Source organism: Janthinobacterium fluminis, assembly GCF_028595325.1.
GTDB lineage: Bacteria > Pseudomonadota > Gammaproteobacteria > Burkholderiales > Burkholderiaceae_D > Janthinobacterium > Janthinobacterium fluminis.
The window spans coordinates 525929-538201 of sequence record NZ_JAQQXR010000005.1 but is presented as its reverse complement, the minus strand read 5'-3'; the positions used below and the strand labels follow the sequence as shown (position 1 = coordinate 538201).

General features: G+C 61.1%; 13 protein-coding genes. 5 read left to right on the top strand and 8 right to left on the bottom strand.

Annotation, left to right across the window (positions count from 1 at the left end):
• Positions 1 to 363, bottom strand: a 363-nt coding sequence (locus tag OIK44_RS15790; RefSeq protein WP_420213848.1) for a branched-chain amino acid ABC transporter permease, incomplete at its 3' end; no start/stop codon positions are given.
• A gap of 666 nt (positions 364 to 1029) precedes the next feature.
• Here OIK44_RS15790 and OIK44_RS15785 point away from each other — a divergent pair.
• The gene (locus OIK44_RS15785) at positions 1030 to 2052 is read left to right on the top strand and encodes a porin (RefSeq protein ID WP_273671975.1); all 1023 of its coding nucleotides are present in this window, start codon (positions 1030 to 1032) and stop codon (positions 2050 to 2052) included.
• A 317-nt stretch (positions 2053 to 2369) separates the two neighbouring features.
• Positions 2370 to 3518 carry a branched-chain amino acid ABC transporter substrate-binding protein gene (locus tag OIK44_RS15780; protein WP_273671973.1) on the top strand — a complete coding sequence of 383 codons (1149 nt, stop codon included), beginning with the start codon at positions 2370 to 2372 and terminating at the stop codon, positions 3516 to 3518.
• 83 nt (positions 3519 to 3601) lie between these two features.
• Here the strand turns inward: OIK44_RS15780 and ispH are convergent, their stop codons facing one another.
• Both ispH and OIK44_RS15770 read right to left on the bottom strand, forming a co-directional pair.
• Entirely contained in the window at positions 3602 to 4549 is a 948-nt protein-coding gene (gene ispH, locus OIK44_RS15775; RefSeq protein WP_273671972.1) for a 4-hydroxy-3-methylbut-2-enyl diphosphate reductase, read from the bottom strand.
• A gap of 29 nt (positions 4550 to 4578) precedes the next feature.
• Positions 4579 to 5034 carry an FKBP-type peptidyl-prolyl cis-trans isomerase gene (locus OIK44_RS15770; RefSeq protein WP_273671971.1) on the bottom strand — a complete coding sequence of 152 codons (456 nt, stop codon included), beginning with the start codon at positions 5032 to 5034 and terminating at the stop codon, positions 4579 to 4581.
• A 96-nt stretch (positions 5035 to 5130) separates the two neighbouring features.
• On the opposite strand from OIK44_RS15770, the gene radC reads away from it, so the two are divergent.
• The 3 genes from radC (at position 5131) to rpmG (ending at position 6422) form a co-directional block, all read left to right on the top strand.
• Positions 5131 to 5805 carry a RadC family protein gene (radC, locus tag OIK44_RS15765; protein WP_273671969.1) on the top strand — a complete coding sequence of 225 codons (675 nt, stop codon included), beginning with the start codon at positions 5131 to 5133 and terminating at the stop codon, positions 5803 to 5805.
• A 190-nt stretch (positions 5806 to 5995) separates the two neighbouring features.
• Positions 5996 to 6232 (top strand): 50S ribosomal protein L28, encoded by a 237-nt coding sequence (rpmB, locus tag OIK44_RS15760; RefSeq protein WP_026637479.1) that lies wholly within the window; start codon positions 5996 to 5998, stop codon positions 6230 to 6232.
• A 22-nt stretch (positions 6233 to 6254) separates the two neighbouring features.
• A complete protein-coding gene (rpmG, locus tag OIK44_RS15755; protein WP_010400929.1) occupies positions 6255 to 6422 on the top strand; it encodes a 50S ribosomal protein L33 in 168 nt (55 codons plus the stop codon).
• Positions 6423 to 6590: 168 nt separating this feature from the next.
• On the opposite strand, the gene OIK44_RS15750 is transcribed toward rpmG, so the two are convergent.
• From OIK44_RS15750 to OIK44_RS15730, 5 genes are all read right to left on the bottom strand, one after another.
• Positions 6591 to 7799 (bottom strand): DesA family fatty acid desaturase, encoded by a 1209-nt coding sequence (locus OIK44_RS15750; RefSeq protein WP_273671966.1) that lies wholly within the window; start codon positions 7797 to 7799, stop codon positions 6591 to 6593.
• Between the two features lie 150 nt (positions 7800 to 7949).
• Positions 7950 to 9275, bottom strand: coding sequence for a mechanosensitive ion channel family protein (locus tag OIK44_RS15745; protein WP_273671964.1), 1326 nt, complete (start codon positions 9273 to 9275; stop codon positions 7950 to 7952).
• Positions 9276 to 9424: 149 nt separating this feature from the next.
• Entirely contained in the window at positions 9425 to 10732 is a 1308-nt protein-coding gene (locus OIK44_RS15740) for an RsmB/NOP family class I SAM-dependent RNA methyltransferase (RefSeq protein WP_273671962.1), read from the bottom strand.
• A 19-nt stretch (positions 10733 to 10751) separates the two neighbouring features.
• Positions 10752 to 11360, bottom strand: a complete 609-nt coding sequence (purN, locus tag OIK44_RS15735) for a phosphoribosylglycinamide formyltransferase (protein WP_273671960.1) — start codon at positions 11358 to 11360, stop codon at positions 10752 to 10754.
• A gap of 315 nt (positions 11361 to 11675) precedes the next feature.
• Positions 11676 to 12074: a barstar family protein gene (locus OIK44_RS15730; RefSeq protein WP_273671958.1), complete on the bottom strand. Its 399-nt coding sequence runs from the start codon at positions 12072 to 12074 to the stop codon at positions 11676 to 11678.
• Positions 12075 to 12273 lie beyond the last annotated feature (199 nt).

Sequence of the window (12273 nt, the reverse complement as noted above, 5' to 3'; positions counted from 1 at the left end):
CATCATCGCGAACGTCTGCAACAGGATCGACACGCCGATGGCGGTGATCAAGGGCGCCAATCGGGGCGCGTTGCGCAGCCGCCGGTAGGCGACCCGCTCGATGACGATATTGACCAGCATGCAGGCCGGGATCGCGCCGGCGATGGCGATGGCCAGCTTGACGAAGCCGGGCAGGTCGGGCGCGAAGGAGTTGAGCAGTTTGAGGATGGTCAGACCGACCATCGCCCCTATCATCAGCACGTCGCCGTGGGCGAAGTTGATGAGGTTGAGTACGCCGTACACCATCGTGTAACCGAGTGCGACCAGCGCGTACATGCTGCCCAGCACCAGGCCATTGATGATTTGTTGGATAAATGTATCCATGTTTTGCTTGCCCTTTATGAGTCGAATTATATTTTGCGCAACCATCGTCATCAAAAAACAAAACGGCAACTCCAAAAAACAACACCGGAGCTGCCATAAGAATGCCTTATTGACAATAATGGGCGGCGACTACGCGTATACTTTCAGTGACGCCTCTTGCCCTGTCTCCCACGTATACGGTAGGTGCTCTTACTCTTGCCTGTCGAATGCAGTAGCCATAATGATTAGAAGGCAATTTCTAAAGCGCAGCCATAATAACTAAGAATACGATAAACATCACGGGAATTTAGCTTACGCCCAAATAAAATTCTGTTGTGGCGAGAGAAACATTACCAAACAGTGAATGTGGCGTGATTTCGTGCCGCGCGGACGTGCTGGAAAATGCCGGATTTTCCGTTTTTTATTCGCCGGCGCACCTCGTGGAAAGATTATCATAAAATACATATTTAGCTAAACTTTGATGCAATATAGCAATAATGTGTCGTAAAAATGTCGCCAAATCGTACTCAATTTGCGCTTTTGCATGATTTTTGTATGTGATCTTAGTAATTTTTGGTCAAATAAGCTCAGCTTCTTGGATAGAAACGACAAGCAGGTCCCGGCTCGCAGCCTGGCCGAAAGCAACATTAAGAAGTTGTACAACATAATCTTTTAGGATGACCCAAAATGAAAAAATCGCTTCTCGCACTCGCAGTCCTGGCCTCGTTTGCAGGCGCCGCCTCCGCACAATCTTCCGTGACCGTCTATGGCGTGTTGGATGCAGGTGTAACCCGTGAAATGGGCGGCGCGGCCGGCTCGGTCACGAAACTGGCAACCGGCGTGCAATCGGGCAATCGCCTGGGTTTCAAAGGTACGGAAGATCTGGGCGGCGGCTTGAAAGCGAACTTCCAGATTGAAAACGGCTTCGACCTCGACACCGGCAAAACCCGCCAAGGCGACCGCCTGTTCGGCCGCCAAGCCTTCGTCGGCCTGTCCGGCGCCTTCGGTGCCGTCAACCTGGGCCGCCAATACAACCCGATCTTTATCTCCATCGATTCGATCGATCCCTTCGGCACGGGCTTGCCTGGCCGTATCGACAACCTGATGGTTGCCGGTAACTATCGCACCGACAACGCCGTCACCTACAGCACCCCAACCGTCAGCGGCTTCACCGCCAACCTGATGTACGGCGCCGGCGAAAACAAAACCGGCCGCACCCTCGGCCTGTCGGCTGACTACAACAACGGCCCGCTGGTGTTGACCATCGCCTACGACAAACTGAACGCCTTCACCTCGGGCGTCACCACCACCGGCGGCAGCAAAGCCCTGCTGGTCGGCGGCACCTACAACTTCGGCCCAGCCACCGCGCACGCAGCCTACGAAACGGACAAGAACGATGTGACCGGTTCCAACTTCCGCGACTACATGCTGGGCGTGACCGTGCCTGTCAGCGCGGCCGGCTCGGTGATGGCTTCGTTCGTCAAGAAAAGCGACCGCACCAAAAACGACATGGGTTCCAAACAGTTCGGCATCGGCTACACCTACAGCCTGTCCAAGCGCACCAATGTGTACACCTCGTACGCCCGCATCACCAATGAAGCGAACGCCGTCGGCACCGTCGGCGACGCATCGAGCGGCGGCGACGGCAGCACCCCAGCGCTGGGCAAGGCATCGAGCGCCGTCACCGTTGGTATCCGCCACAAGTTCTAAGCTAGTCTAGGCAACAACAGACGCAGTTGGCAGTCACAGCGGCGCCCTCATCCCCCGGATGTCGGCGCCGCTGTAAAAATGGACATAGGACGGACCGTCCATACTTAATATATTGACATATGGCCCGGCCCTATGTCATCGTGCTCCGGACCGCGGCCAAGGCATCGCGCCGGCGTCGTGGTTTGCAGCATTGCAGGATGTCAGGATACACAAGAGGCTATACATAGCCCGGTAAGAGAAATTGGTGTCGCCCCGCCGCAACGCTGTTGCGGCAATTTGGCAAGTCCCTGTTTTTTAAATCCTCTGGAGAAGACCTAATGCAGATCAGTAAAAAAATGATTCCACTGGCTGGCGCCATCGCTTTCGCATTCGCCGGCACCGCTGCAGCCCAGGAAGTCGTCAAGATCGGCCACGTCGGCCCGATCTCCGGCGCAATTGCCCATCTCGGCAAAGACAATGAAAACGGCGCCCGCATGGCGATCGACGAACTCAACGCCAAGGGCGTGATGATAGGCGGCAAAAAGGTCAAGCTGGAACTGCTGACCGAAGACGACGCCGCCGATCCGAAACAGGCCACGGCCGTCGCGCAAAAACTGGTCGACGCCAAAGTCAACGGCGTGATCGGCCACTTGAATTCCGGCACGACCATCCCGGCCTCGAAGATCTACAACGAAGCGGGCATCCCGCAAATCTCGCCATCGGCGACCAACCCGAAATACACGCAGCAGGGCTTCAAGACGGCCTTCCGCCTGGTCGCCAATGACGGCCAGCTGGGCGGCACGCTGGGCCGCTACGCCGTGCAAATCAACAAGGCCAAGAAAGTGGCCGTCATCGACGACCGCACCGCTTACGGCCAGGGCGTTTCCGAAGAATTCATCAAGGGCGTGAACAGCAAGAAAGCCGGCACCGAAATCGTCGGCCGCCAGTACACGACCGACAAGGCCACCGACTTCGGCGCCATCCTGACGGCCATCAAGGCGAAAAACCCGGACGTGATCTTCTTCGGCGGCATGGACGCCGTGGCCGGCCCGATGCTGCGCCAGATGAAACAGCTGGGCATCAACGCCAAGCTGATGGGCGGCGACGGCATCTGCACCGAAGCGCTGTCCACGCTGGCCGGCGACGCGCTGGGCGACAACCAGGTGGTCTGCGCGGAAGCGGGCGGCGTCGAGGATGCGCAGAAATCCTCGCTGGACGATTTCAAGGCCGCCTACAAGAAGAAATTCGGCGTCGAAGTGCAGATCTACGGACCGTATGTCTACGATGCCGTCATGACGATGGTCGAGGCGATGCAAAAAGCCGGTTCGGCCGAACCGGCGAAGTATCTGCCTTTCCTGGCCAAGATCAAGCGCAAGGGTGTGACCGGCAATATCGCGTTTGACGCCAAAGGCGACATGCTCGAAGGCACGCTGACGCTGTACACCTACCGCAGCGGCAAGCGCGCCCTGCTGGCAGTGACCAAGTAATCATTCCGCTCATTCATGAGCGGCGAGTCGGTGGCCGCCCTGTACGCAGGGCCGCCACCGATTTTTCATTGCGGCGCCGCGTCTCAGACGGCGTCGCCGCGCGCCCCGTCCAAGCCCTTCGGCATCGGGAAGGTCACCGCCTCCTGCACGCCGTCGAGCGCGCGCACGCTGCGCACGCCGCATTCCTTCAGGCGGTCGATGACGGCCTGCACCAGCACTTCCGGCGCCGACGCGCCGGCCGTGACGCCGACCCGCACCTTGCCGTCCAGCCAGGCCGGATCGACTTGCGAGGCGTTGTCGACCATATACGCCGGCGTGCCCATCTTGTCCGCCACTTCGCGCAGGCGGTTCGAGTTCGAGCTGTTCGGGCTGCCGACGACGATCACCACCTCCACTTGCGGCGCCATGAATTTGACGGCTTCCTGGCGGTTCGTCGTCGCGTAGCAGATGTCGCCCTTCTTCGGCTCGGCGATGCTGGGGAACCTGGCCTTCAGCGCGGCGATGATGTCGGCCGTGTCGTCGACCGACAAGGTGGTTTGCGACACATAGGCCAGCATGTCCGGGTTGGCCACGTTGAGGCGGGCCACGTCGTCCAGCGTTTCGACCAGGTACATGCCCAGCTCGGCCTGCCCCATCGTGCCCTCGACCTCGGGATGGCCGTCGTGGCCGATCATGACGATCTCGCGCCCTTCGCGGCGCATCTTCGCCACTTCGACGTGGACCTTGGTGACCAGCGGGCAGGTGGCGTCGAAAATGCTCAGGCCGCGCGACTCCGCCTCGGCCCGCACCGCACGCGACACGCCGTGGGCGGAAAACACCAGGGTGTTGCCGGCCGGGACGTCGTCGAGGTCGTCGATGAAGATCGCGCCCTTGTTGCGCAGGTCGGCGACGACATAGGCGTTGTGCACAATTTCATGGCGCACATAAATCGGCGCGCCGAACTGCTGCAGCGCGCGCTCGACGATTTCGATCGCGCGGTCGACGCCGGCGCAAAAACCGCGCGGCTGCGCCAGGAGAATTTCTTTGTCCATCGCTAATCCTTGTATATAGATGCAGCCGCTTACAGGACCGACAGGAGCTTCACCTCGAAGGTCAGCGCCTGCCCGGCCAGCGGATGGTTGAAATCGAACAGCGCGGAATCGTCCTTCAACTCGCGCAGCACGCCGGCAAAGCGGCCGCCGCCCGGCGCGGCGAAATCGATCAGGTCGCCGATCTGGTAATCCGTGCCGGGCGCCGAATTCTCGTCCAGCGTGGCGCGCGTGACCAACTGCACGAGGTCCGGGTTGCGCTCGCCGAAGCCCTGGCCGGCGGCCAACTCGAAGGTCTGGTGGCTGCCTTCGGGCAAACCGATCAAGCGCTCTTCGAGGAAGGGCGCCAACTGGCCCTGCCCCAGCATCAGCGTGGCGGGATTTCCGTTAAAGGTAGTGACAATATCAGTACCGTCGGCGCTGGCCAGACGATAATGCAAGGTAAGGTAGGCCGATGGGGTGACGACTGCGGTGTGGGCGTTGGACATAATAACTATTCGTGTGCAGGCAAAACGATATTGTAAGCCACCTTGTCCCCGGCGCCCCATGCGCAGGGCAAGCGGCGGCAAATTTCCGGGGGAAACATGGGAATTAATCAATGGCCGGCGCAGGAACGGCCGCGCGAACGCCTGATCAACGAAGGCGCCCAGGCGCTGTCGAACGCGGAACTGCTGGCGCTATTCCTGCGCACCGGCGTCAAGGGCAAGAACGCCGTCGAACTGGCGCGCGACGCCGTCGGCCATTTCGGCTCGCTGCAGGGCCTGTTCGGCGCCAGCCTGCAGGATTTTTCCGCCGTGCATGGCCTGGGCGCGGCCAAGTTCGCCCAACTGCAGGCGGTGATGGAGCTGGCGCGCCGCGCCATCGGCGAGCAACTGGTCAGCGGGCACGTGCTCAGCTCGCCCCAGGCCGTCAAGGAATACCTGCGCCTGATGCTGAGCGGCAAATCCCACGAATCCTTCTATGTGTTGTTCCTGGACGTCAAAAACCGCCTGATCGAAACCTGCGAACTGTTTCGCGGCACCCTGACCCACACCAGCGTCTATCCGCGCGAGGTGGTCAAGGAGGCGCTGGCGCGCAACGCGGCCAGCGTGATGCTGGCCCACAACCACCCGTCCGGCACGCCCGAACCCAGCGAGTCCGACCTGCTGCTGACACGCGCGCTGGTGCAGGCGCTGGCCCTGGTCGACGTGCGCATCCTCGACCACTTCGTCGTGGCCGGCTGCCAGGTGCATTCCTTTGCCGAGCACGGCCAGCTGTAGCCGCGGCCCGCGGCGCGCGCCGGTTTACCGCGCCGCCACGGGCGTAAACGGGGAAATACGGGGGAAATTTCAATTGTTAAATTTTTCAAAAACAACGTGACACAATTGTTTTTCGCAAGTCATTGATAAATCTGCGGTTTTTGGCTATACTCTCGTTTTTCCAATTGTGGAAGTCCTTAAGGAGTGCGCCATGGCACGTGTTTGCCAAGTCACTGGGAAGAAGCCGATGGTCGGCAACAATGTTTCCCATGCAAACAACAAAACCAAACGTCGTTTTTTGCCTAACTTGCAGAATCGTCGCATTTTTGTTGAATCTGAAAACCGCTGGGTTTCCCTGCGTTTGTCCAACGCCGGTCTGCGCGTCATCGACAAAGTCGGCATCGACGCCGTATTGACCGATATGCGCGCTCGTGGCGAAAAAGTCTAATTAGCAGAATAAGGGAGCTATCATGGCAAAATCAGGCCGCGACAAAATCAAGTTAGAATCGACCGCCGGTACGGGTCACTTCTACACGACCACCAAAAACAAGCGTACGACGCCTGCGAAAATGGAGATCATGAAATTTGATCCTAAAGCACGCAAGCACGTAACGTACAAAGAAACGAAGATCAAGTAATCCGCTCTTCGTGCTTTGGCCGGAAAAGCCGCTCGCTGAGCGGCTTTTTTACGTCCGCGTTTTCATTTTCCGTTTCCATTCCCCCAAAGGGGCAGGCGTAAAAAAGCCCCGCAAGCGGGGCCGCTAGCGGAGCTCTAGATAGCGGCGCCGGCATGGCCGGCGCGGCGTTTAGGCGTAGCTGCGCAGGCGCAAGGAGAATTCCTGCAGCGACTTGATGCCGGACGCCTCGGCCCGGTTGCACCAGTCCTGCAATTTGTGCAGCAACTGGTCGCGCGTGAAGTGCGAACGCTCCCAGATCACGCCGAGTTCGACGCGCATCTGGTGCATCGTTTCCAGCGCCTTGCTATGCTGGAACAACTCGCTCAATTGCTGCCGCTGCGAACCTTCCAGCTTGCCCGGCTCGCGCTGCAACAGCTTGCGCGAAGAATTCAGGAAGCGCGCCTCCAGCTCGGCCTTGCCCTTGAGCTGAGCCAATTCTTCCTTCCACGCGTGCTTGATGGATTTGGCATATTTCGACATCACGTCGTAGCGGTTGGCGATGACCGATTGCAGGGTGTCGAAGTCCGCTTCTAGCTTGCCTTGCAAGAACTTCGGCTCCGGCGCGCGCTTCTTCACCTTGGCCAGCCCCAACATTTCCAGGCCGCGGATATAGGCCCAGCCGATGTCGACCTCATACCATTTCGACGACAGCTTGGCCGACGTGGCGAAGGTGTGGTGGTTGTTGTGCAATTCCTCGCCGCCGATCAGTATGCCGAAGGGAATGATGTTGGTGGCCGCGTCCGAGCATTCATAGTTGCGGTAGCCCCAGTAGTGGCCGATGCCATTGATGATGCCGGCGGCCGTGATGGGTATCCACATCATCTGCACGGCCCAGACGGACACGCCGATGACGCCGAACAGCGCTATATTAATCAGCAATAAGGAAACCACGCCGGCCCAGCTGTAGCGGGTGTAGACATTGCGCTCCATCCAGTCGGTCGGCGTGCCGTGGCCGTACTTCTCCATCGTTTCCAGGTTTTTCGATTCGATGCGGTACAGCTCCGCGCCCTCGAACAAGACTTTCTTGATGCCGCGGGTAACCGGGCTGTGCGGATCTTCCTCGGTGTCGCATTTGGCGTGGTGCTTGCGGTGCACGGCGGCCCACTCCTTGGTGACCTGGCCCGTTGTCAGCCACAGCCAGAAACGGAAGAAATGGCTGGGGATGGCGTGCAGCTCCAGCGCGCGGTGGGCCTGGTGGCGGTGCAAATAGATGGTCACGCTGGCGATCGTGATGTGCGTCACCACCAGCGTATAGAAGAATACTTGCCAGCCAGAAAAGCCGGTGATGCCGCTCGCCAGGAACTCCAGCGTGGCGTTTACAACTGAACTTAAAGTCATTACTACTCCAAAGTAAATAGCGCGCCAACGGTCGCTTCCGCAGTCATGGGAAGGTCCGTTTTTCTCCAATTTTGGACCTTATTGTACGCTGATTTCAGCTTGTCTAAACGAAGCATTGCCGCCAATCAGCTAGCTTTGCGCAACACTGCACTAACTTCCCGCTTCTCCGCCGAGCGGGCCGGCGCCGGCCCGCGGCGTGCCGATAATGCGCACTTCGCGCTGCGGATACGGCAGGGAAATATTGTTCGCCTTCAGCGCGCGCCAGATGGCCCGGTTGACGTCGGAGGTGACGCCGCCGCGGCCGTTTTCCGGATCGTTGATCCAGAAACCCACCTGCAAATCGAGGCCGTCGGCGCCGAAGCGCTGCAGCGTGGCCGACGGCGCCGGCTCGGCGGCGACGCGCTCGATGCTGGAAGCGGCCGCCACCAGCAGCTCCAGCACCTGGTCCAGGTCGGAGTCGTAAGCCACCGACACCTGGGTCGCCAGCCACAGGTTGCGGTTCGACAGTGAGGAGTTCTGCACGGCGCCGGAGACGAACATTTCATTGGGCACAATCGATTCGACGCCGTCCAGGCCCTGCAACACCGTGTAGCGGGTATTGATGTGGGTGACGCGGCCGCTGTATTTGTCGACCGTGATCATGTCGCCGATCGACAGGCTGCGGTCGAGCAGGATGATGAAGCCGGACACATAATTGCTGGCGATTTTCTGCAGGCCCAGGCCGAGGCCGACGCCGAGGGCGCCGCCGAACACGGACAGCACCGTCAGGTCGATGCCCACCAGCGACAGGCTGAGCAGCACCGAGACGAGGATCAGCACGGCCCGCCCCATGCGCGCGATCACCACCCGCAGCGAGGAATGCAAGCCCTGCACCTTCATCAGGCGCTCTTCCAGCGCCGCGCCGGCCCACAGGGCCAGCATCAGCAGCACGGCGACCGAAACGATGGCTTGCAGGATGGTGGCGATGGCCACCTTGTTCTTGCCCAGCGGCAGAGTGGTGTCCTCCAGGTACTCGAACAGATCCGGCCACAGCCCCGTGATGTAGAGCGCGACGGCCAGCCAGACCAGCAGCGCGAAGATTTTCTCGAAGGTGATGATGGCGGCGCCGACCTGGCCATGGCGGGCGAAGACCTTGCGCAGCAAATAGAAGCCGCAGCGTATCAGCGCCAGCGAACTGCACAGCGGCAAGGCGACGCTGAGCAAATGCACGTGCTGGGACTTGCCCAGCCAGAATTTCGCGCCGGCCAGCAGCGCGGCGATCGACAGCGGCGTCAGCACGCGCATGAAGCTTTCCATGCCGAAGCGCGCGGCGGCCGGCGCCAGGCCGTGCCGGACGAAGGCCGCGCGCAAGCCGCGCGCCAGCCCCCAGCCGAGCGTAATGCTGACAATAATGGCGCCAATTTGCCACATCATCGCGGGGTTGCGCACATCGTCGGCAAAATCGGCGATCAGGTTCAGGAGCGGGATCTGGGTCATGTCGGTCGCGGAAAAAAAACGGAGGGGGCGCGCGGCGCGGCCCTGTGGCCAGGCTGCTTGCCTGGGCTAACAATACGGGGAGTATTGTAAACCAGCGGCCTGGAGCGGGCAGGTCCCCCGCCCCAGGCCGCCAACCCGGGAACTGCCGCTTACTCGGCGGCGTCGGCGTCGGGCGCCTGGTCGGCGAAGACTTTTTTCGGCATCGCTTTGCGCTCGAACACGGCGGCGAAGAAACCGTCGGTCTGGTGGCGGTGCGGCAGCAATTTCAGGTAATCACCCATCTCCAGTTCGATTTTCTGCTCGGCCAGCACTTGCGACATCGGCAGCAGCACGAAGTCCGGGTGCGTGGCGAGGAATTGCTCGGCGATGGCGTCGTTTTCCTCGTTCAGGAAGCTGCACGTCGCATACACGAGGCGCCCGCCGCCCTTCACCAGGCGCGCCGCGCCGTCGAGGATGGCCGCCTGCTTTGCCTGCAGTTCGACGATCGATTGCGGCTGTTGGCGCCATTTGACGTCGGGATTGCGGCGCAGGGTGCCCAGGCCGCTGCATGGCGCGTCGACCAGCACGCGGTCGATCTTGCCGGCCAGGCGCTTGATCTTGGCGTCGCGCTCATGCGCGATCTGCACCGGGTGCACATTCGACAGGCCGCTGCGGGCCAGGCGCGGCTTCAGCTTGGCCAGGCGTTTTTCCGACACGTCGAAGGCGTACAGGCGGCCGGTGTTGCGCATCAGCGCGCCCAGCGCCAGCGTCTTGCCGCCGGCGCCGGCGCAGAAGTCGACCACCATCTCGCCGCGCTTGGCACCGAGGATCTGCGCCAGCACCTGGCTGCCCTCGTCCTGCACCTCGATGGCGCCGCTCTGGAACAAGGGCATGTTTTGCAGCGACGGCTTCTTCAGCACGCGCAGACCCAGCGGCGCGTAGGGCGTCGGCGTGCTCAGCACCGGCGCTTCGGCCAGCGCGGCCATGACGTCTTCGCGGTTCGACTTCAGGGAATTGACGCGCAGGTCCAGCGGCGCCGGCGCGTTCAGGGCGTCGGCCAGCAGCATCGTTTCCGCGTCGCCATACTGGGCCAGCAATTTGTCGAACAGCCATTTCGGCATGTTCGCGCGCATGGCCGGCTGCATCAGGCTGCGGTCGATTTGCGCGATGCGGCCCAGCCACTCGGTTTCTTCCTCGGTCAGGCCGCCCAGCGAATCGGCACCCATCGCCTCGGCCAGGCCGAGAATGGTCAGGCGGCGCATCGTCGGGCCGTTGCCGGCCTCGGCGAAGTCGGTGAAGAAGGACTTGTTGCGCAGGACGGCGTAAATGCCTTCGGCGACGGCGCCGCGCTCGCGCGAACCGAGGCGCGGGTGGTCGCGGAAGTAGCGCGACAGCGTGCTGTCGGCGGGCGCCGTGAAGCGCAGAATTTCGCGCAAGACTTCTTCGGCATTCGCCAGTATCGCGGGTGGCAATCTCATAATTTTTCCTGTCTAAATTTTATTGGGTGTCCACGCGGACGTCGCCCTGCTCGATCAACAGCTTGCCGTCGATGAAGAGGCGGATCGCGCGCGGGTAAAGCGTGTGTTCCTCGACCAGCACGCGGGCCGCCAGCGTCTCGGCCGTGTCGCCCGGAAAAATGGGCACGCGCGCCTGGGCGACGACGGGGCCGTGGTCGAGTTCGGCCGTGACGAAGTGCACCGTCGCGCCGTGCTCCGCCATGCCGCTGGCCAGCGCCTGTTCGTGCGTGGCCAGGCCGGGAAAGTGCGGCAGCAGCGAGGGGTGGATGTTGAGCATGCGGCCGGCGTAATGGGCGACGAAGGGCGCCGTCAAAATCCGCATGAAGCCGGCCAGCACCACCAGGTCCGGCGCGTAGCCGTCGATGACGCCTTGCAGCGCGGCGTCGAACTCGGCGCGGCTGGCATAATCCTTGTTGGCGACGACGGCCGTGGCGATGCCGTTGGCGGCGGCGAAGTCCAGGCCCTTGGCGTCGGCGCGGTTGCTGATGACGGCGGCGATGCGGGCCGGCCACTGCTCGGCCCGGGCCGCGCGGACCAGCGCCTCCATATTGCTGCCGCGTCCGGAAATGAGGATAACGATGTTTTTCATCAATGTTGCTCTGAGAATCCCCGCCGTTCAGGGCGAAGCGTGGAAGGAGCCGGCACCAGCCGAGGCCGTCGGCCAGGCGCTGCACCGTGTTGCGCGGTAAGCGGTGGCGCCGCGGCGCCGCGCGCGCGTCGCCTTGGCGGACTTCCCGTGTCGCAAAGGAAGCGTCAAACCGCGCATTGTACCCGTTCTGGCGGCGCGGACCAAGGAAGGCGTGTCATTTTGTTGCGGCGCAGCACGCAATATGCCGGGCAAAACGGGCGGCGCCCGCCGTCTGCCAGCCTGGTGGGCGGGCAGCGGGGGCGCCGCTCGGCGCGCTTACTCGAACGAGTAGAAAACGCGGAAAGGTACTTTCTTATCGGCCCAGAAATCGGCCGCGTCACGAAAAACGTCCAGCAAGGTTTCGCGTGCTTCCTTGTCAAACTTTTGCGTATTGGGCAATTGCTCCAACACCACCAGAAAACCCGTCTGGGTTCCGGCCTTATACATGGTGTCGGTCAGGCATTCACGCAAGGCATCGAAATTCTTGCCAAAATTTTTGGGGAATTGAAACGCCTCCGCAATAATGGCAAGCACTTGCTGCTTGGTGAAACCGGCCAGGCAATGTGCATATAAAAAGTGCTGCCCGAGACGGACGGCCTCGTCTTGTAATTCGGTCACGCGAAACGCACGGATGGACTGGACAAGGTTGGGCGGCACGGTTATTAACAAACTCATTTTTCCCTCAAATCGACCTGTTAGTATGGATATGCTGGTGCTGTGTTCCGTATCGACGCACCACCGCAGGCGGGTCAATGCGCGTGCCGTGATATGCTATGCTGTGCTATGCACTGTCAATCTGACCCCATACGCTTATTAGGGTAACGTGTTGTACTAAACGAATCAACCCGAATATAGCGCCAAACGCAAGATTTGT